Annotated in this window: 16 protein-coding genes and 3 pseudogenes; 7 read left to right on the top strand and 12 right to left on the bottom strand. The window is 69.4% G+C overall.

All coding sequences use genetic code 11. From position 1 onward, the window contains the following. Positions 1-108: 108 nt before the first annotated feature. A pseudogene (locus QFZ74_RS03070) lies at positions 109-761 on the bottom strand (SpvB/TcaC N-terminal domain-containing protein); the annotation flags it as partial. 13 nt (positions 762-774) lie between these two features. On the opposite strand from QFZ74_RS03070, the gene QFZ74_RS30385 reads away from it, so the two are divergent. The 4 genes and pseudogenes from QFZ74_RS30385 to QFZ74_RS03055 all read left to right on the top strand — a co-directional run. After that, positions 775-966, top strand: a complete 192-nt coding sequence (locus QFZ74_RS30385) for a DddA-like double-stranded DNA deaminase toxin (protein ID WP_373462338.1) — start codon at positions 775-777, stop codon at positions 964-966. Further along, positions 963-1,397 carry an Imm1 family immunity protein gene (locus QFZ74_RS03065; RefSeq protein WP_307619225.1) on the top strand — a complete coding sequence of 145 codons (435 nt, stop codon included), beginning with the start codon at positions 963-965 and terminating at the stop codon, positions 1,395-1,397. The genes QFZ74_RS30385 and QFZ74_RS03065 overlap by 4 nt, the downstream gene beginning before the upstream one ends. A gap of 346 nt (positions 1,398-1,743) precedes the next feature. Next, a pseudogene (locus QFZ74_RS03060) lies at positions 1,744-1,866 on the top strand (virginiamycin B lyase); the annotation flags it as partial. A gap of 81 nt (positions 1,867-1,947) precedes the next feature. Next, positions 1,948-2,355, top strand: a pseudogene (locus QFZ74_RS03055) (hypothetical protein); the annotation flags it as partial. A gap of 154 nt (positions 2,356-2,509) precedes the next feature. Here QFZ74_RS03055 and adh read toward each other — a convergent pair. The 7 genes from adh to xylB all read right to left on the bottom strand — a co-directional run bounded on the left by adh (position 2,510) and on the right by xylB (position 11,785). Then, a complete protein-coding gene (gene adh, locus QFZ74_RS03050; protein WP_307619224.1) occupies positions 2,510-4,033 on the bottom strand; it encodes an aldehyde dehydrogenase in 1,524 nt (507 codons plus the stop codon). Positions 4,034-4,127: 94 nt separating this feature from the next. Next, positions 4,128-5,432, bottom strand: coding sequence for a GAF domain-containing protein (locus QFZ74_RS03045; RefSeq protein WP_307619223.1), 1,305 nt, complete (start codon positions 5,430-5,432; stop codon positions 4,128-4,130). A 147-nt stretch (positions 5,433-5,579) separates the two neighbouring features. Continuing rightward, positions 5,580-6,179 carry an N-acetylmuramoyl-L-alanine amidase gene (locus QFZ74_RS03040; protein ID WP_307619222.1) on the bottom strand — a complete coding sequence of 200 codons (600 nt, stop codon included), beginning with the start codon at positions 6,177-6,179 and terminating at the stop codon, positions 5,580-5,582. Between the two features lie 14 nt (positions 6,180-6,193). After that, complete coding sequence (locus tag QFZ74_RS03035) at positions 6,194-7,258, bottom strand: acetamidase/formamidase family protein (protein ID WP_307619221.1); 1,065 nt, start codon at positions 7,256-7,258, stop codon at positions 6,194-6,196. Continuing rightward, the gene (locus QFZ74_RS03030) at positions 7,255-8,739 is read right to left on the bottom strand and encodes an APC family permease (protein ID WP_307619220.1); all 1,485 of its coding nucleotides are present in this window, start codon (positions 8,737-8,739) and stop codon (positions 7,255-7,257) included. Before QFZ74_RS03030 ends, QFZ74_RS03035 begins: the two co-directional genes overlap by 4 nt. Before the next feature lie 197 nt (positions 8,740-8,936). Continuing rightward, positions 8,937-10,052, bottom strand: a complete 1,116-nt coding sequence (locus QFZ74_RS03025; protein ID WP_307619219.1) for an ROK family transcriptional regulator — start codon at positions 10,050-10,052, stop codon at positions 8,937-8,939. 287 nt (positions 10,053-10,339) lie between these two features. Next, positions 10,340-11,785 carry a xylulokinase gene (gene xylB / locus QFZ74_RS03020; protein ID WP_307619218.1) on the bottom strand — a complete coding sequence of 482 codons (1,446 nt, stop codon included), beginning with the start codon at positions 11,783-11,785 and terminating at the stop codon, positions 10,340-10,342. Between the two features lie 200 nt (positions 11,786-11,985). Here xylB and xylA point away from each other — a divergent pair, with 200 nt between their 5' ends. Beyond that, a complete protein-coding gene (gene xylA, locus QFZ74_RS03015; RefSeq protein WP_307619217.1) occupies positions 11,986-13,152 on the top strand; it encodes a xylose isomerase in 1,167 nt (388 codons plus the stop codon). A gap of 138 nt (positions 13,153-13,290) precedes the next feature. On the opposite strand, the gene QFZ74_RS03010 is transcribed toward xylA, so the two are convergent. Beyond that, positions 13,291-14,631: an esterase-like activity of phytase family protein gene (locus QFZ74_RS03010; protein ID WP_307624030.1), complete on the bottom strand. Its 1,341-nt coding sequence runs from the start codon at positions 14,629-14,631 to the stop codon at positions 13,291-13,293. 430 nt (positions 14,632-15,061) lie between these two features. Between QFZ74_RS03010 and QFZ74_RS03005 the strand changes: the two genes are divergently transcribed. Further along, on the top strand, positions 15,062-15,244 hold the full coding sequence (locus QFZ74_RS03005; RefSeq protein WP_100567433.1) for a hypothetical protein: 183 nt from the start codon (positions 15,062-15,064) through the stop codon (positions 15,242-15,244). A gap of 257 nt (positions 15,245-15,501) precedes the next feature. On the opposite strand, the gene QFZ74_RS03000 is transcribed toward QFZ74_RS03005, so the two are convergent. The 3 genes from QFZ74_RS03000 to QFZ74_RS02990 all read right to left on the bottom strand — a co-directional run bounded on the left by QFZ74_RS03000 (position 15,502) and on the right by QFZ74_RS02990 (position 17,419). Continuing rightward, positions 15,502-16,344, bottom strand: a complete 843-nt coding sequence (locus tag QFZ74_RS03000; protein ID WP_307619216.1) for a hypothetical protein — start codon at positions 16,342-16,344, stop codon at positions 15,502-15,504. A 139-nt stretch (positions 16,345-16,483) separates the two neighbouring features. Next, positions 16,484-16,780 carry a hypothetical protein gene (locus QFZ74_RS02995; protein WP_307619215.1) on the bottom strand — a complete coding sequence of 99 codons (297 nt, stop codon included), beginning with the start codon at positions 16,778-16,780 and terminating at the stop codon, positions 16,484-16,486. A 105-nt stretch (positions 16,781-16,885) separates the two neighbouring features. Further along, positions 16,886-17,419, bottom strand: coding sequence for a PadR family transcriptional regulator (locus QFZ74_RS02990; protein WP_307624029.1), 534 nt, complete (start codon positions 17,417-17,419; stop codon positions 16,886-16,888). 124 nt (positions 17,420-17,543) lie between these two features. On the opposite strand from QFZ74_RS02990, the gene QFZ74_RS02985 reads away from it, so the two are divergent. Then, on the top strand, positions 17,544-18,299 hold the full coding sequence (locus tag QFZ74_RS02985; RefSeq protein WP_307619214.1) for an alpha/beta fold hydrolase: 756 nt from the start codon (positions 17,544-17,546) through the stop codon (positions 18,297-18,299). Positions 18,300-18,317: the final 18 nt, after the last annotated feature.

Raw genomic sequence — 18,317 nt, 5'->3', positions numbered from 1 at the left:
CTCGGACATACCGATGTGACCTGAATCACGGTCGATTGACCCCGTGCCGTTACGAGGCATTTACTTTGCGGAACCTATGTGAACACTGTGCCTGGGGTGGGAAGGTGTGGGGGTGGCTGTCGCGTTCCACGCGTAGGTGGTGACCGTGGTCAGTCGCTTGCGTGTGAAGAACGTCGGGCCGACGTCGCCGGTGCACTTGTCACCGCCCTTGCAGATCGCGTCGAACGGTACGTCCGGCCAGTTGTCCCGCGTGTCTTCGGTCAGGGAGTCGCAGCCGGTTCCGGAGGCCAGGCAGCGCTCGGCGTAGTCGAAGACCACCTTGTCGGAACTGGCGGCGATCCGGAGAACAGGGCTCCGGCGCGCTGGCCGTAGCGGATCTCCTTCAGGTAGCCGCCGCGGACGTAGTCGGTGCCGGTGGTGTCGTCGCCGAGTTTGTCGTAGCTGTTGTGCTCGGCCGTGTACCAGTACGACATGGCGTTGCCGTGGGTGTCCTCGACGTAGTCGAGATTCCACCGCCATGCCTGCTTCAAGTCCCGGCCGGAGAAGGAGGTGCCGGCGTCGTAGCCGGGTTCCGTATCGTCGTCGCCGAAGACCGGCACGGTCCGTACGGATTCGGTGCGGTCGTCGGTGCCGGCGCCGTCGAGCTTGTTCAGATCGAAGACGTACTTGGTGCCATTGCCGGTGGTGACAGTCCAGTACTCGCCGTCGTCGTCACCGTTGTCGGCGCCCTTGGAGTGGGTAACGGTGGAGGCGTCGTCGTTCGCCGAGCAAAAGATGGCTGGCATCATGATTCGGGATGACATAGAGAGAGCGGAGATCGTCATCAATAATCCGAACGGACCGTCCTCACAGCCATTGGGGTGCCATAAGACACTCGACGCCATTCTTGGTAAAAGGAGGCTCACGGTACACTGGCCCGACGGAAAAGGTGGCTACGACCAGTGGACCTATGGAGGCGCGAAGTGACGCACGGTCGGGTGCAAGCGTACTATCGGCGCGAGCACGGAGATAACCCGGTTCTGCTTCAAAACCCAAGTGACGTTGATGCTTTGATCGACGCGCTTCTTGCAAGTCGGTCATCGGAGAACCTGGCCGCGCTGCACAGCTTGGATCGTTCACTCGTGCCTGCAGGGGTTCCCGATCACGAGTTGCTGATTGGGGCAGATGGAGACCGTCAGGTGGGAGTCCTCGGCTTCATGGACGATGCAAATTTTGTGTCGCTTGGTCCATCGAAGGGGGAGGGGGATATCTCCTATTCCATTATGGGAAATGTGACCGAGTTTCCGATTAGCTCCGAAATTCCCATCGCTCTTGTGCGTCAGGCTGTAAAGGAGTTCTTGTCCACCGGGGGGCAGCGTCCAGTGTGTGTCCAATGGCAAGAGCCAGAGGTCTGGTGACCTATATCGTCCCGCACGCGTGGCATATGCCGGTAGTCCACTGAACTCGGTGCTCGCTTTTCGCCGATCGATCGTGCGTCTCTGCTGAAAGTGTGGGACTGTACAGTCCTGGCTGGGCCTGTCGCTTCTTATGCGGTGACGGGCCCAGCCCCTTGCCACGGGCATTGGACGGGGTGACGGTAGTTGGTCCGGATCTTGGAGATCGCAGCCGTGTCCGTGCGTTCCTCGGGATTCTGACGCTCGCATGACGCTCGTTCTGAGACCCCGTCACATCGGCAGGTCGCGTCCGACGCGGCTGTGTGGTTCTGCCACCACAGCCGCGTCGGTAACCGGTGGAGCCGGCGCGGGTAGTGGCAAGATCGCCGAGTTCAGCCTGCCGTCACCGTCGTCCGAGCCGCACGGCATCACCATGGGTGCCGACGGCGCCCTATGGGTGGCCCTTGAGACGGGAGAGGTCGCGCGGTTGGAACGGTTTGGCGTTGATCGCGGCTGTCGCGGAAGTCTCGGGTCGTTGTTGGCCGAGCTGTCGTGGGGGTGGCGGATGCCGTCGATGCGGGCGGTCCTGGAAGGGCGGCAGAAGGCCGCGGCGGTGCTGGTGGAGGAACTCGGGGCCGAGCTGGAGCGGGTGCGGCTGGCTCTGGCGGATGCAGAGGACGTGCTCAGGCGTCGTGTGATCGGCCTGGAGCAGTATCTGGAGGCGCTGGCCCAGGAGGATGCGCCCTCCGGGCTTGCCGACGGGGTGTCGCCGGCGAGGCCGGTGGGACCGCGTCGAGCGGTGCGTCACCGTCAGAACGCGGCCGGTGTCGAGGGATTGTCGGTGGACTACCAGACGTTGATGGCCGCCGCGGTGGAGGCCGGAGACGACGGGCTGGGTGCTCGGCGGGCGGCGCTAGTGCTGGGGTGGGACAGCGCGTCCGCCTCCCGGGTCGAGGGGGCGCGGGCCCGGTTGAAGCGGCTGGCAGCGTAGCGCCCCAGCTGGTCCGTGGCTGGTCCGGGACGGGCGCAGATTCATGGTGAACGGGTCCGGAAAGTTGCTGAGCGGTCACGGATAGTGGCTCGCCCTGTGAGTGCCTGGAAGAGTAAAGCCCCTTCCAGGCACTCAACTTGAGGCTCTAGAAGAACCCAAGTTTCTTAGGGCTGTATGAACAAAGAATGTTCTTCGTCTGCTGGTAGTGGTCCAGCATCATCTTGTGCGTCTCGCGACCGATTCCGGACTGCTTGTAGCCGCCGAAGGCCGCGTGGGCCGGGTAGGCGTGGTAGCAGTTGGTCCAGACGCGGCCCGCCTGGATGGAACGGCCCGCGCGGTAGGCGGTGTTGATGTCGCGGGTCCAGACGCCGGCACCGAGGCCGTAGAGGGTGTCGTTGGCGATCTTGATGGCGTCGTCGAAGTCGTCGAAGGACGTCACCGAGACCACCGGGCCGAAGATCTCCTCCTGGAAGATCCGCATGCGGTTGTGGCCCTCGAAGATGGTCGGCTGGACGTAGTAGCCGCCCTTCAACTCGCCGTCGTGCTCGATGCGTTCGCCGCCCGTGAGGACCTTCGCGCCCTCCTGGCGGCCGATGTCCAGGTAGGAGAGGATCTTCTCCAGCTGGTCGTTGGAGGCCTGGGCGCCGATCATCGTGTCGGTGTCGAGGGGGTGGCCCGGCTTGATCTGGCGGGTGCGGGCGACGACCGCCTCCATGAACTCGGCGTAGTGGCCGCGCTGGACGAGCGCCCGGGACGGGCAGGTGCAGACCTCACCCTGGTTGAGCGCGAACATCGTGAAGCCTTCGAGGGCCTTGTCCCGGAAGTCGTCGTCGTGGGCCCAGACGTCGTCGAAGAAGATGTTGGGCGACTTGCCGCCGAGCTCGAGTGTGACCGGCTTGATGTTCTCGGAGGCGTACTGCATGATCAGCCGCCCCGTCGTCGTCTCGCCGGTGAACGCGACCTTCGCCACCCGCGGGCTGGACGCCAGCGGCTTGCCCGCCTCCACGCCGAAGCCGTTGACGATGTTCACGACGCCCGGTGGCAGCAGGTCCGCGATCAGGCTCATCCAGTAGTGGATGGAGGCCGGCGTCTGCTCGGCCGGCTTGATGACGACCGCGTTGCCCGCGGCGAGAGCGGGCGCCAGCTTCCACGTGGCCATCAGGATCGGGAAGTTCCACGGGATGATCTGCGCGACGACACCGAGCGGCTCGTGGAAGTGGTACGCGATCGTGTCGTCGTCGACCTCGCTCAGCGAACCCTCCTGCGCACGGATCGCACCCGCGAAGTAGCGGAAGTGGTCGATGGCGAGCGGGATGTCGGCCGCCAGTGTCTCGCGCACCGGCTTGCCGTTCTCCCAGCTCTCGGCGACCGCCAGCTGCTCGAGGTTGGCCTCCATACGGTCGGCGATCTTGAGCAGGATGTCGGAGCGCTCCGCCACCGACGTACGGCCCCAGGCGGGAGCGGCCGCGTGCGCCGCGTCGAGCGCCCGCTCCACGTCCTCCTCGGTGCCGCGCGCGATCTCGGTGAACGGCTGCCCGTTCACCGGCGACGGGTTCTCGAAGTACTGCCCGCGCGCCGGCGGCACGTACTCGCCGCCGATGAAGTGGTCGTAGCGCGGCTGGTAGGAGACGATCGCGCCCTCGGTGCCGGGCGCCGCGTAACGGGTCATGCTGGTCTGCCTCCCGGTGATGCGCTGCCCGCCGTTGGGCAGCTCTCGCCTGGAGGGTAGGAACGCGAATGTTGCGACTACGTTGCGCCGCCGGTCAGCGCGGCCTCCGTTCCTGGTGCGCCGCCAGTTCGCACTCCAGCTCCGCCAGCCGCGCCCGCACCGGTGCCGTCGGCCGGACCGCCGCCAGTGCCCGCCACACCGGCAGGTCGTCCCCTCCCCAGGGCGCGTGCGCCCAGTCCGCCAGCAGGTCGGGATCGCGGCGGGTGATCAGCGCCGCTCGCAGGCTGTCGGCCAGCCGCCGCCGGAGCCGTGCCACCTCCGGCGCCTGCGAGCCGGGCAGTAGCGGGCCCGTGTACGCCGCCGCCGCCGCGGTGACCGCTCCCGCCGCCAGACGCCGCTCGACCGCGGCGGCATCGGACTCGACCGGTACCGTCAGCCGGTACGGCCGTGACGCGAGCAGCGCCGGTCCGAGCAGCCTGCGCAACCGGACCAACTCGGCGCGCAAGGTCACCGGTGTCACCCTCTCGTCCTCGTACAGCGCGCACAGCAGCTCGTCGCCGGTCAGTCCCTCCGGATGCCGGGCGAGCAGCACCAGGAGTTCACTGTGCCGACGACTCAGTCTGATCCGCCTCCCGTCCAGCCGGAGTTGGGCCTCGTCGTGCCCCAGTACGGTCAGGCTGGGCGTCGCGTCGGCGGGAGGGGGCGGTGCGAGCAGCGCGAGGTGGGACTCGGCCGCACGGGCCACCGCCTGCACGAAGCCCAGGCTGTGCGGATGGGCCAGCCGGTCGCCGCCGGTGATGTCCACGGCGCCGAGCACCCGCCCCGTGTGCGGATCGTGCACCGGCGCGGCCGCGCACGTCCACGGCTGCACCTGCCGGACGAAGTGCTCCGCCGCGAAGACCTGCACCGGTCGGTCGACGGCTACCGCCGTGCCCGGCGCGTTCGTTCCCACCGCGGACTCCGCCCAGCGCGCACCGGGGACGAAGTTCATCCGGTCCGCCTTGCGCCGCGTCGCCGGGTGACCCTCGACCCACAGCATCGTGCCGCTCGCGTCGCACACGGCGAGCAGATGCTCGCCGTCCGCCGCGAACGTGCCCAGCAACTCACGGAACAGCGGCATCACCCGCGCCAGCGGATGCTCCGCGCGATACGCACCGAGGTCCCCGCCCATGAGCCCCACGCTCGCGGTGCTCTCCGGCCCCACGCCGGCCCGCGCGGAACGCCGCCACGATTCCGCCACCACCGACCGCACCGGCCGCGGCACCGTGCCGCCGGTGGTGAACGTCTCGTGCGCCCGGCGCAGCACCCGTACACGTTCGGCAGGGTCGGCTCCCGGCTCCAGGGCCACCCATGGATCGGACAACTCGGCCTCCCCGGACGGCGATGCGGACTCGAACATCGTCACTCGGAGTGGCCGCGCGGACAACCGTTGTGACCGGCCTCGCTGGAATCGGAGCGACCGACACCCCCGTGCTGAGGTGGAACGGCTGGCGCCAGAGCCACCGTTGGGTAACGTCCGGCCCCCGCACTGCTCTTCAGGCCGCCATCACGCGAAGTTGACCATTCTTATGTAGCGGACCCAGTCCCAGTTCGGTCCCGGGTCGGTGTGATCGGTACCCGGCACTTGGTAGTGCCCGAGGATGTGCTCCCGGTCCTTGGGAATGCCGTACTTGTTGCAGATCGCCGCCGTCAGCCGCGCCGACTGCTCGTACAGGGCATTGGTGAAGTAGGCGGGCTGGTCCACCCAGCCCTCGTGTTCGATGCCGATGCTGCGAGTGTTGTAGCTCCAGTCCCCTGCGTGCCAGGCGATGTCCGCCTCGCGTACGCACTGCGCGACGTGCCCGTCGGCGGAGCGCACCACGTAGTGGGCCGATACCTGCTTGGCCGGGTTCTGGAAGATGGACAGGGTGGTGTTGTAGGTCTCCTGCGTGACGTGGATGATCACGCGGTCGATGCGATAGGCCGACGGCCGGGTCGAGGCCGTGTAGTTGGAGGTGCTCGCCGGTTGCCATTCCGCGGGCGGGTAGTCGCTGGTCTGCGCCTGCGCGCCGGCCTGCGTTGCGGGGAGTAACGCGTAGGGGACGGCGGCGAGGGCTGTGCCCTTCAGGAGTAGCCGCCTGCTGGGGAGCGGTCTTTCCTGGTCCATGATGGGGATGCCCTTCAGGAGTGGGGGAGTTGGGACAAGGGATTCAGCGCGGTCGATTCAGTGCTGTCACGGCGTAGTGCCGCCGCCGTCTCGCGCAGTCGCGCGTGCGCTGCGCGGTACGGCTCGCTCGGTGGCAGCCATTTCTTACGGAGTTTGGCCACACACGTGTAGTTGGTGTCGCACACGTTGGCCAGCGGGGACTCGACCGTCTGAGTCGCGAACTGATACGCGTCCAGCTCACCGAACCCGTAGTCGTGCACCAGCCACTGCACCAGGTCGAGCTGGGATATCCGGAAGGCGTCCTCCAACGGGCGTGCCGAACCCGTCGAGATGATGTGGGTGTCGGACTCCAGCCGGGGCCACGTAGTGGCGACACCCTTGAGGAGTTCGACGATCACCACGGTGTTCATCGCGCACTCGACGGCCACCCCGCACGTCTCGCCTTCGCCCTGCCGAGCGTGTCCGTCACCGAGGCTGAGCAACGCCCCGTCGACATTCACCCCGAGGTAGCAGGTGACCCCGGCCCGCATCTCGGGGGTGTCCATGTTCCCGCCGTGCGCGTCGGGCACCAGAGCTGAGCGCACTTCCAGGTTGGCCGGCGCGACACCCACGGTGCCGTGCATCGGGTCCATAGGCAGCTCGGCCTCGAAGTCGCCGTAGTGCGCCCGGAACAGCGCGGTGCGCCGGGCCCGGTCCAGCTGCCAGATCCACACCGTCTCCGGGAGGGGAGGCTGGAGCGTGGCGGTGGTGTGCGTCGAGGTGAGCGCGCCGAACAGGGGGACAGTGGTCGAGGCCGCCCAGTCCCGTGCGGGTTCGATCGACACGAAGTGCACCGCGACCGTGTCGCCCGGCTCGGCGCCCTCGATGTGGAAGGGCCCGGTCTGCGGATTCAGGTACGGGAACTCGCACACCTCGGACACCAGGTCCTTCTCGGACCGCACCCGGCCGGCGAAGCAGTCCTCCGTGTACAGGTCGAGGACCGTCCCGGGTGCGATCCGCGCCACCGGCGGTGCTCCCCCGAACGTCCAGGCGTAGTCACCCGGTCGAGGGCGCATGGTGACGATTCGCGGGTCGCTCATCGCTGCACGGCTCCGTTCTCCAGAAGGCCCGGGGAAGAGGGCTCGTCAAGGTGGACACGGGCGGTGTCGGCTATTCGGTCGGGGTGACGCCGTAGCAGCACGAGCAGGGCCACGACGCCGACGGCCATCCAGACGCCCACGACAGGGCCGGCGTACGACACAGGCGCGGTCAGGCGGCTCACGAAGTCGAACACCGGCAGCCCGGCCGCGGTCAGCAGGGCGGGGACGAACGCCGCGATGCCCAGCAGCGGGAACATCACATGCCGTACCGGCTTGAGTGCCGCACGCCCACGGCGCAGGAAGTAACCCGCGCAGGCGAGGTTCACGACGATGTAGACGCCGATGACGACCGTGACGATCACCGTTGCCAGAAGCAGGAACGCGGTCACCGGGTCGTAGCCGAAACCGAGTCCCAGCACCGCGCCGACCGCGACCACGGTCTGCACCGCTATGCCGACGACAGGGGAGCGATGACGAGGGTGGAGCACCGCGAGGAAGCGGGGGAGGACGCGGATGCGGGCGAGTGCGAAGGCAGTTCGTGTGGACACGTTGGCGCATGCGTTGGCGTTGGCGATCGTCGAGTTGACCACTGCCAGGAAGATCAACACCCAGAACAGCCCGTACGAGGCGCGTGCGACTCCCTCCCAGGACGCGTCACCTGAGGCACCGAACGTCCCGAATCGGTCCGGGCCGAAGTAGACGGTCATCGCGTACGTCGTCACCACGTAGAACACCCCGATGCCGAGGGCCGCGCCCAGCACCGCTCGGTGCATCGTCCGGCGCGGATCGCGTGTCTCCTCGGCGAGCGGAGCAGCCGCTTCGAACCCGGCGAACGCCAGCACCGTGTAGACGGATCCCGCGAAGACCCCGCTGACGCCCGTGTGTCCTTCGGCCGTGTGCGAAGTGGTGAACACGGAGAGGGTGTTGTCCCCTCCGGCTTTGCCGATGAGCCACACCGCGAACACCAGGAAGACCAGGACCTCGAAGACACCGAGGATCGTGCCGAAGCGGGCCGAGGCGCGTACTCCCAGGTAGCCGGCGGCGGCTATCACCGCGGCGCCCGCGAGCGACCACGGCCACCACAGATCCGCCGGATACGACGGCCATTCCTGATGCAGCGTGCCCGCCGTCGTGAACCCCAGTTGAAGGAGGAGCAGCGGTGGGACCAGCGCCTCCACGAAGACGTAACCCCAGCCGACGAGGAAGCCCACTGCGGGGTGCAGCCCCTGTGCCGCGTACGTGGCGACCGAGCCGGCCGCCGGGAGTTCTCTGGCCAGCTCAGCCACGCAGGACGCCGTGAACAGGCAGGCCACGAGCGCGATCAGCACGGCGAGCGGCAGACTGCCGCCCGCGAAGGCGGCACCCGATGGAATGGACGCGGCGACCGCGGCGGCGGGTGCCATGGCCGTGATGCTCTGGAACAGGACCTCGCGCAACCCGATGGCGTCGCGCCGAAGACTCCCACTCGTATCCTCCGACATGCGTGAACCCCCCTCGTCCACTCCGGCATAACCGGTCGCCGGGACGGCCCGGCCGCTGTGCCTCACGCGAATCACGGTACGGCGCCTGAGGGTTGGGCAGAAGAGCGCGGCGTGGTTCCGTGGACGAGGCCAGAACTGTGGATAACTGCGTCACCCGTTCGAGCGGAACCCACCGAGACGAGATGTGTTCCGTCGGTTCAGGCGCGCTCGGCCATCGTCGCAGGATCGTCGAGCACAGCCCGTACCACCGAGTGCGCGGCACCGAGCAACGGGCCCTCGGGACCGAGCCGCGACACCGAGACCGGACACGCCGGACCGGCGGTTCGGTCGCCCAATTCGCGGGTGAGCGAGGGCAGAAGCCAAGGAGAGAGCCTCGCCAACGAGCCGCCCAGGACAACGGCCGCAGGATCCAGCAGGTTGACCGCCCCGGTCAGTGCGATGCCGAGGGCGGTGCCGGCGTCGTACAGCGCACGCCGTACACGCTCGTCGCCTGTCTCGGTGCAGTGGGCCAGCAGCCCGACCCGGTCCTCGCCCGGCTCCAGGCCGGCCGCACGCAACACCGCCTCCTCGCCCGCGTACTGCTCCAGACAACCGCGCCCACCGCAAGGGCACCGGGGTCCGTCAGGCCGCACGGGCACATGCCCGAGCTCGCCCGCGAACCCGCGGCTTCCGCACAGCAGTTGCCCGTCGACGATGAGGGCGGCGCCGATGCCGATCTCGGCCGACACGTGCAGGAAGTCCCGTGGACCGTCCGCACCCCCGAGCCAGAGCTCGGCGAGGGCGCCGAAGTTGGCTTCGTTGTCCACGGTCACCGGTACGGCGACGTGCAGCAGGGCGCCGAGGTCCGCGTCGCGCCAGTCGAGGTTCGGAGCGCGGACGACCGTACGGGCGTCGCGAGCCACCAGACCGGGGACGGCGATCGCCAGCCCGGCCGACCACAGTCCCTCAGGCTCGGCCTCGCCGGCAACCCGGCGTACCAACGCGGCGAGCTCCTTGACCACCGCCTCGGGGGAGCGGCCCCGGTTGGCGACGCGCCGCACCGCCCGTGCGCGTACCTCACCGCGCAGATCGACCGCGCACACCGCGAGATGATCGACGCCGACCTCCGCCCCGATCCCGGCCGGCCCGCGCCCGCTGACAGCCAGCGCCGACCCGGGGCGGCCCACCCGGCCTGGCCGTTCGGGCCCGAGTTCCTCCAGAAGTTTCCAGCGGATGAGGTCGTCCACGAGCGTCGAGACCGCCGCCCGCGTCAAGCCGATACGCGAGGCGATCGCAGCACGTGAGAGCAGGCCCTCGGCGCTGACGGCATGCATGACCCGGGCAAGGTTGCGGCGGCGTATGCCCTGCTGGGTGTCGGGCGGGGCTTGGCCTGACCCGGATGGACGCTCCTGATGCAGTTGGCCGCGGCGTCTGGCGTCCTCCAGCGTAGGGTGACCGGATCCGGACCGGTGGTCCTCGGGCAGTGGTGCGCTCATGCCTGCGTGAATCCTCGGTCTGTGGTCGGCCCTCGGACTCTCTACGCCTCGCCGGTGAACGTGGGCCGGACCGCTCACCGGAGATTGTGGCGCGCCTCTCGCGCGGCGACCGGCGGTTCCTTCGGTCAGTGTGCTTCCGATCCGCGTTCCAGCAGTGTGGCCGCGTCGGAGAGTACCCCGGTGATCCGCGCCAGCGTCGCCTCGTCCCGTTCCACCGCGTCGAGGACCGGGCCCGCGGCCGTGTCCCAACGGCGGGCTACCGCCGCCGGGGACTCGCCGGTGAGCAGCCCGGCCGCCTGGGCCGCAGCGCCGAGCGCCACCAGTTCCTTCGCCTTCGGTACCTGGACCGCCCGACCCGAAAGCCGGCGTACGGTCTGCTGCCAGGCCGTCCCGCGCGCCCCGCCGCCGATCAGCAGCAGTGGCGTGCTGCGGTCCGCGTCCTCGTCGAGCACCAGGTCGAGGGCGCCGAGCAGCGAGTGGACAGCACCGTCGTACGCGGCCTGCAGAATCTGCCCGGGAGTCGTGTCGTGGCGCAGGCCGTGCAGCATGCCGGAGGCGTTCGGCAGGTTCGGGGTGCGTTCGCCGTCCAGGTAGGGGAGGAGGGTGACGGCAGTGTCGGTGTCGACGGCCTCGCGGTCCAGGCTCAGCAGGGCGGCGACGCGATCGACAGCCAGGGTGCAGTTCAGGGTACATGCCAGCGGCAGCCAGTCGCCGTGCGCGTCGGCGAAGCCCGCGACCGTACCGGTCGGATCGGTGGGGCGGTTCCGGGACACGGCGTACACCGTGCCCGAGGTTCCAAGGCTCAGCACCGGGGTGCCTGGACGCAGCCCGAGGCCGAGCGCGGCCGCGGCGTTGTCACCGGTGCCGGGTGCTACCAGGGTGCCCTTGGAGAACGGCAGGTCGTGGCTGTCGCGGACGGTGCCGGCCACTTCGCCCGGCCGCACCACGTGAGGCAGCAGCGCCGGGTCGAGGCCCACATGGGCGAGAGTCTCCTCGTCGTACGTCTCGGTTCCGGAGGCCCACCAGCCGGTGCCGGAGACGTCGCCGCGGTCGGTCGTTCCCTGACCGGTGAGACGCTCGGTGAGGTAGTCGTGGGGGAGGCGTACCGCCTTCGTGGCGCGGGCCGCGTGCGGCTCGTGTTCGGCCAGCCACGCCCACTTGGCGACGGTGAAGGATGCGCCGGGGACGCTGCCGGTGCGCTCCGCCCAGGCCTTGGGGCCGCCCAGCTCCTGGACGAGACGGCGGGCCTGCGGCGCCGAGCGAACGTCGTTCCACAGCAGTGCCGGGCGTACCGGTTCGCCATCGGCGTCCAGGGTGACCAGGCCGTGCTGCTGGCCGCCGATCGACACGGCGGCAGCCTCGTGGGCCGCCTCGCCGCACTGGTGCAGCGCCTCGCACAGGGCGTCCCACCACTGGCGCGGATCGCTCTCCCGGCCCGCTCCTGAAGAGACGGTGTGCGGCGCCCGGCCGCTGGCCACCACCTGCCCGGTGGCCGCGTCGACGACAAGAACCTTGGTGGACTGGGTGGATGTGTCCACGCCGACGACGAGCGGACCCTCGGCTGCTGACATCGGGCACTCCCTCTTCCGCGGCTCGCGGGATCTGACCTGGTGTCTTCGGTGTGCCCGGGCGAAGGAACCCGGACGACCCCTGTCGAGGACATCTTGTCCCTTCCCAGAGGTGCGACGGCAGACTAATTTGTAAATCGCCATGACGAAATGGCCGCAGTCGTAGTCGTAGTGGAAGTCCCGAGCGAGCGAGGAGCCGCGGCATGAGCTACCAGCCCACCCCCGAGGACAAGTTCACCTTCGGCCTGTGGACCGTCGGCTGGCAGGGCAGGGACCCGTTCGGCGACGCCACCCGCCGCGCCCTCGACCCTGTTGAGACGGTACGGCGGCTGTCGGAACTCGGCGCCCACGGAGTGACGTTCCACGACGACGACCTGATCCCCTTCGGTGCCTCGGAGACCGAGCGCGAATCGCACATCAAGCGCTTCCGCCAGGCGCTGGACGCCACCGGCATGACCGTGCCGATGGCCACCACCAACCTCTTCACCCACCCCGTCTTCAAGGACGGCGCGTTCACCGCCAACGACCGCGATGTGCGCCGCTACGCGCTGCGCAAGACCATCCGCAACATCGACCTGGCCGTCGAACTCGGGGCGAAGACGTATGTCGCGTGGGGCGGCCGGGAGGGTGCCGAGTCCGGCGCTGCCAAGGACGTGCGCGCGGCCCTCGACCGGATGAAGGAGGCCTTCGACCTCCTCGGCGAGTACGTTTCCTCTCAGGGCCATGACCTGCGCTTCGCCATCGAGCCCAAGCCGAACGAGCCCCGTGGCGACATCCTGCTGCCGACAGTCGGTCATGCATTGGCGTTCATCGAGCGCCTGGAGCGGCCCGAGTTGTACGGCGTCAACCCCGAGGTCGGCCATGAGCAGATGGCAGGTCTGAACTTCCCGCACGGCATCGCGCAGGCCTTGTGGGCGGGCAAGCTCTTCCACATCGATCTCAACGGTCAGTCCGGTATCAAGTACGACCAGGACCTGCGCTTCGGTGCCGGTGATCTGCGCGCCGCCTTCTGGCTCGTCGACCTCCTGGAGCGCGCCGGCTACGACGGCCCCCGCCACTTCGACTTCAAGCCGCCGCGGACCGAGGACCTCGACGGTGTGTGGGCGTCGGCCGCCGGCTGCATGCGCAACTACCTCATCCTCAAGGAGCGTTCGGCCGCCTTCCGCGCGGACCCGGAGGTCCGGGAGGCGCTGCGGGCCTCACGCCTCGACGACCTGGCCCGGCCGACAGCGGCGGACGGCCTCGAGGCGCTGCTCGCCGACCGTACGGCCTTCGAGGACTTCGACGTGGAGGCGGCCGCCGCGCGCGGGATGGCCTTCGAACGGCTCGACCAGCTCGCCATGGACCATCTGCTCGCGGCGCACGGCTGAGTGCGTGCCCGTGAGGCAGGGGCCTCACTGCGCACCCACGCGCGCGTGGCGTCGGCCCGGGATCGGCTGGGCTTCACGCGCGCGTGGGATCGCGTCGAGCGGAGGCCGTGCGGCGAGGGCGCCGGACGCCGACCGCTGTCAGATCGCCTTCGGCAGTCGTACGTACGTCACGGTCGTCTCGATGCCGCTGTCGACGAGGCGGCCCTGCGCGTCGAAGGCGCCGGCACCGTCCGTCATCCCGAAGTCGTTGTCGTTGATCAGCGCGAGCGTGTCGCGGTCCACGCGCGCGATGCCCTCGATCTTCCCCGGTACGCCGCTCACCTTGCCCAGGTCGACGACGAGTCGCTTCGCCAGGACCGGGACGCCCGCGGCCGCCGGGTCGTCCAACTGCTCCGGGGACGGCGACGTGGTGTCGTCGTCCCAGGGCCCGCCGAGGATGTCTGCTCGGCGCTCAAGCTTCACCAGCTGGATTCGCGCCGTCTTGTCGGTGCGTTCCTCGACCAGCAGCCGGTCGCGGCCGACGGCCACCACGGACGAGACCTTGAGCTCGGCCGTGTCGTCCTCGCTCGGATCGACCACGTTCACCGGGTCGAACCGGTAGGCGTACTCCGCGGTGACCGCCTTCTTCCGCGGCGAGAACCGCAGCAGACGGGTCGTGCGCGAGGTGTCCCCGGCGTCCGCGTCCGGCAGGGAGAGTGGGCTCTGCAGGGCCATCACCAGGTTGCCGTCGGGCAGTTGGGCCAGCCCCTCGAACCCGCGGTTGATCTTGCGGTGCAGCAGGACGGAGGGCAGCGCCTCCACCACCGGGTACTCGGCACCGGTCAGGTGCAGCCCCTTGGGCACGTAGCGGGTGAGGACCTCCCCGCGCGCGGAGACGTGAATCAGCGACGGCCCGTACTCGTCCACGAGCCAGAACGTCCCGTCCGCGGCCCGCACGATGCCCTCGGTGTCCACACCGTTCGGGTCGTACGGCAGCGAGGTCCCGGCGTCGTAGGTGTACGGCGCCTCGTCGCGGCCCTTCTGGTCGGGCAGCCCGGTGACGGCCTGGCCCGACGAGGTGGTGAGCGGAATCGCGTCGATCACCTTGACGGCGTCCCCGGACACCTGGATCTTCACGATCGCCGGGTCGAAGCCGGGCACCGGGAACGTGCGGCGCTTCTGGCCGTCCACCTTGATCTGACCGTTGGGTCCGCGGTCGGTCACTGTCCAGTACTCGCCCTTGCGGGCCGCCGGGTAGATGTCGCTGCCGATGCCGCCCAGGTCCACGCCGCGGTCGTTGTCGACGCTGCCCGGCAGCAGGCCGTTGCTGAACGTGCCGAGCGGGAGGTCTCCCAACGTCGCCGTGTGCACGACGCGCGCGTCTGCCGACGACGACGCGGTTGCCGGGCCGGCCGTCGCGAGGGCGGCCATGAGGGCCACGGGCAGACCCGTCGCGACGAGACGGTGAACGTGGCGCCGACCGGCGGCGTGCGGGGAGATCATCGAGCCTCCTTGAGGCAGGTACGGGACAAGCGCGGTGACAGCGGCCAGACTTGGGCTCCTGGGGGAAGGTGATGTGGCCCTCGGGTGAACGCATGACGTCGATCATTTGTCGGGCGGTGGGGGGAGAGGGAGGGGCGGCGCCCGTCTGGAGGAGCCGGCGCCCGCTCGCGGGCCGGAATCGGCTTAGTCTGTGACCGAGCTACTTCACCAGGTGTTCGAATTGCTGGCCCAGGTGTCGACTCTCGGCTGGACCAGGTGTCTGCTGGACCAGGTATCTGCCCGCAGAGGGGCGTCCAGGCAGGCGTCACGCAGGGTCGAGTCAGGGGCGAGCATCAGGGACGTCTCAGGGTCGTAGTGCGGAACCGTCGGGAGCGCGGGCCCGTTCTCAGAGCAGAGACTGGCAGTGGCCGCGAAGGAGGCGACGCTCATGTCGAAGAACGCGAAGATCGCCGCAGGGGGTGTGGCCGTGGGGCTCATCCTGCTCATATGGCTGCCCTGGTGGGTGGCGGTTCTGATCGTGCTGGGCGTACCCGCGGCCGCATACCTGGCCCTGGACCCCTCGCAGCGGCGCAGGCTGCGCCGTGTGACGCGCAAGGAGCTCGGTCGCTGAGGTGCTGCGCCCTGGGGCGTCCGCCTGTACTCGTCCGCTCAGGGTGCAGGGGCCGCTGCGTCAGCGTTCTCGGGCCTGACGGCGGCCCCGGGGGTGGCGACGAGAACTGTGCGTTGCGCGCACGGGTCCAGCCCGCCGCACGGCGGAGCGAGAGCCGGAGCTCAAGGCCTGCTCATGAGCCGCGCCGAGGCCGCCGCACAGGGCGATCTGCAGCCTCCGGTGGCGAACCCAGGGCAGGCCGCCCAGACCACCGCAGCTCAGCTAGGCCGAACCGCCATCTTGTCGAGCGCCTCAAGGAGAGCGGGCAGTTCCGGGCCGCGGCCTACCGGCAGGACCTCGCCCGGCTCCTCATCGAGCAGTACGAACGCGATGTCGTCGGTGCGGGCCACCATCGACCAGCCGGGACCGTCGGCACGCAGGGTGCGGGCGTCACCCGGGGCGAACGACGAGCGCACCCGTCCCAGGGGCGGGGGTGCGTCGACGTACGCGCGCGCCTCGGCCAGGACGCGGCGGATCCCGGGGTGCCCCTTGGGGGGTTCCTGCTCGCCATCCGGCGCCACGTCCGCGTCAGGCTCCTTGTCGCCGTCCTGCACCGGGAAGTCGGCGTCGTCGATCTGCTCCCGCCAGACCGCCCACTGGAGGGCGATCTCGTCGGCGCCCAGGCGTCGCTGGGGCGGGCCCCACGTGCTGGTGTCCGGCGGGCACAGCAGCGGGCCGTCGGCGACCTCGGGCTCTGGATCGTGCGGCGCGGGCACGCCCGGAGCGGCGACGGCGACCGCGAGCGGCCAGCCCGGCAGCGCGGCCACCACGCTGCGCTCGGGCGGCGACAGCTCGTACTCCATGCCGCAGTCCCAGGACGCGATCGCGACGGCGACGAGCGAGACGTCGTCGATGACGACGGTCCAGCGCGCACCGCTGCCGTCCTGCCCGAGTACCAGGCCGTATCCGTCGGCGAGCGGCACGAGGCCGAGCGCGGAACAGGCTTCTGGATAGTCGTCGCCCAGCACGCTCGGGAACTGCGCCGGCGTCAGCAGTACCGCCGTGAGCACGTAGAGCGCATCGTCCGCCGTGGCGACGGCCTCCTCATCCGTCTCGCCCATCTCAGCCTCCCCAGTCGTTCGTTCAACGGCGCGCACCCTAGTGCGAACGGAACGCGCTTGTCACCACACGCCGCCACACCCGGACCTGCAGTTATCCACCCTGGCAGGGGCGAAACGGCCGGATCGGACCGCCGACGGCTCAGGCAACCGGAAGCCCGAGGAGGTCACGGGCCACCACGCGCGGCGATTCGTCGCGTTCCCGCGCCAGAGCGATGACGGCCCGGCAGGCCAGCTCGTTCACCCCGAACGACAGTGCCTCCGGGGGGACCCAGGCCGCGGCCTCGTCGATCCGGTCCTGGTCGTCCTCCGCGCAGGCCGCGACGTAGGCGGCCGCGGCCTCGAACAAGTTGTGTGCGCGCTTCTGCCGGTCAGGAGCCGCCTCCGCGCGTGAGGGGTCACGGAATCTGGCGACGTAGGTGCGGATTCTGGTGAACATGTGAACCGCCTTCCCCTGCATGGCGTCGTCCTCGATCGTTCATCTGTCGCTACTCAACGTAGAGTTGGAGCCTCGGCGACAGAAGAGGGGCGCCGCGGTGAAGCGTCAGCGGTCGGTGTCGTCGAGCGAGGCGATCGTCTCGCGCAGCCAAGTCAGTTCGGCTCGGCTCGTGGCGCGCGCGATGGTCAGGATCCCGCGGCGGAACGGGTCGTCCAGCTCCTCGGCGCTCAGCGGCCGGTCGCCGTCGTAGAAGAAGCTCGCCGGCTCTTCCAGAAAGGCGAGTCGGCGTCGCAGCACCGTCGCCTCGGCCGCGGGATCCTCGAGGTGCCTGAGGAAGGCGAGCAGCGTGAACCAGCGGTTCTCGTCGGTGATGTCGCGCTGCGACGGTTCGGCGAGTCGTCGGCGGAGTTCGTGCTTTCCCTTCTCGGTGAGGGTGAGCACGTGGCGCGGCGCGGCCACCGCGCCCGGCTCGGTGGTCCGCGCCAGCAGGCCGGCCTTCTCCAGGCGTTTGATCGCGGGGTAGAGCGTGCTCTCGGCGACGGGTCGGACGTGCCCGGTCAGCGCGGCGATGTGCTTGCGCAGGACGTAGCCGTGCAACGGGGCGTCGTACAGGAATCCGAGGATGGCGAGCTCCAGCATGCCCTCATCTTCTCTCATGGTCGTTGTACATCGAGACATTGATACTTCGACTTACTGGTACCTCGGCGCCGATGTATTGTCTCGGTGTGCTGACCGAAGCACCCACGTCACTGGGGAGGGCGTCATGAAGCAGGCCGAGTTCGACGGCAAGGGGAACTGCATCCGCTGGACGGAGCTGCCGGGGGAAGAACCCGCGCGCGTGTACGTACACGGACTGGGGTCGGTGTCGTCCGTGTACCACGCGCACATCGCAGCTCGGCCTGGACTCACGGGCCGGCGCAGCCTGTTCGTCGATCTGCCAGGGCACGGCATCAGCGACCGGCCGGAGGACTTCGGCTACACGCTTGAGGACAACGCCGACGCCCTTGCGGCCGCTCTGGACACGGCGGGGCTCACCGGCGCCGAGCTGATCGCGCACAGCATGGGTGGCGCGGTCGCCATCGTGCTCGCCCACCGGCGGCCCGATCTCGTCTCCCGGCTGGTCCTCACGGAGGCCAACCTCGACGCCTTCCCGCCGCCGACCGCCGGAAGCAGCGGAATCACCGCCTATGAGGAGGACGAGTTCCTCGCAGGCGGGTACGCGCGCGTGCTGGACAAGGTCGGCCCCCTGTGGGCGGCCACGATGCGGCTTGCAGATCCGCGTGCGCTGCACCGGACCGCGGTCGGGCTGGTGCGGGGCTCGGACCCCGTCATGCGCACGATCCTGGAAGCGCTGACGATCGACCGCGTGTATCTCCAGGGCGAGCTCAGCGGTGAACTGTGCGGCAGAGATCGACTGGAAGCCGCCGGCGTACATGTCGTGACCGTGCCCCGCGCCGGCCACAACATCATGTTCGACAATCCCGACGCCTTCGCGGCGGCGGTCGCGGGCCGGCTCTGAGAGGAGGCCGGTTCGCGG

The sequence above is a fragment of the Streptomyces sp. V3I7 genome, assembly GCF_030817495.1.
In the GTDB taxonomy this organism is placed as follows: domain Bacteria; phylum Actinomycetota; class Actinomycetes; order Streptomycetales; family Streptomycetaceae; genus Streptomyces.
The sequence above is the reverse complement of the archived record's forward strand: the minus strand, read 5'-3'. Positions and strand labels throughout refer to the sequence as shown.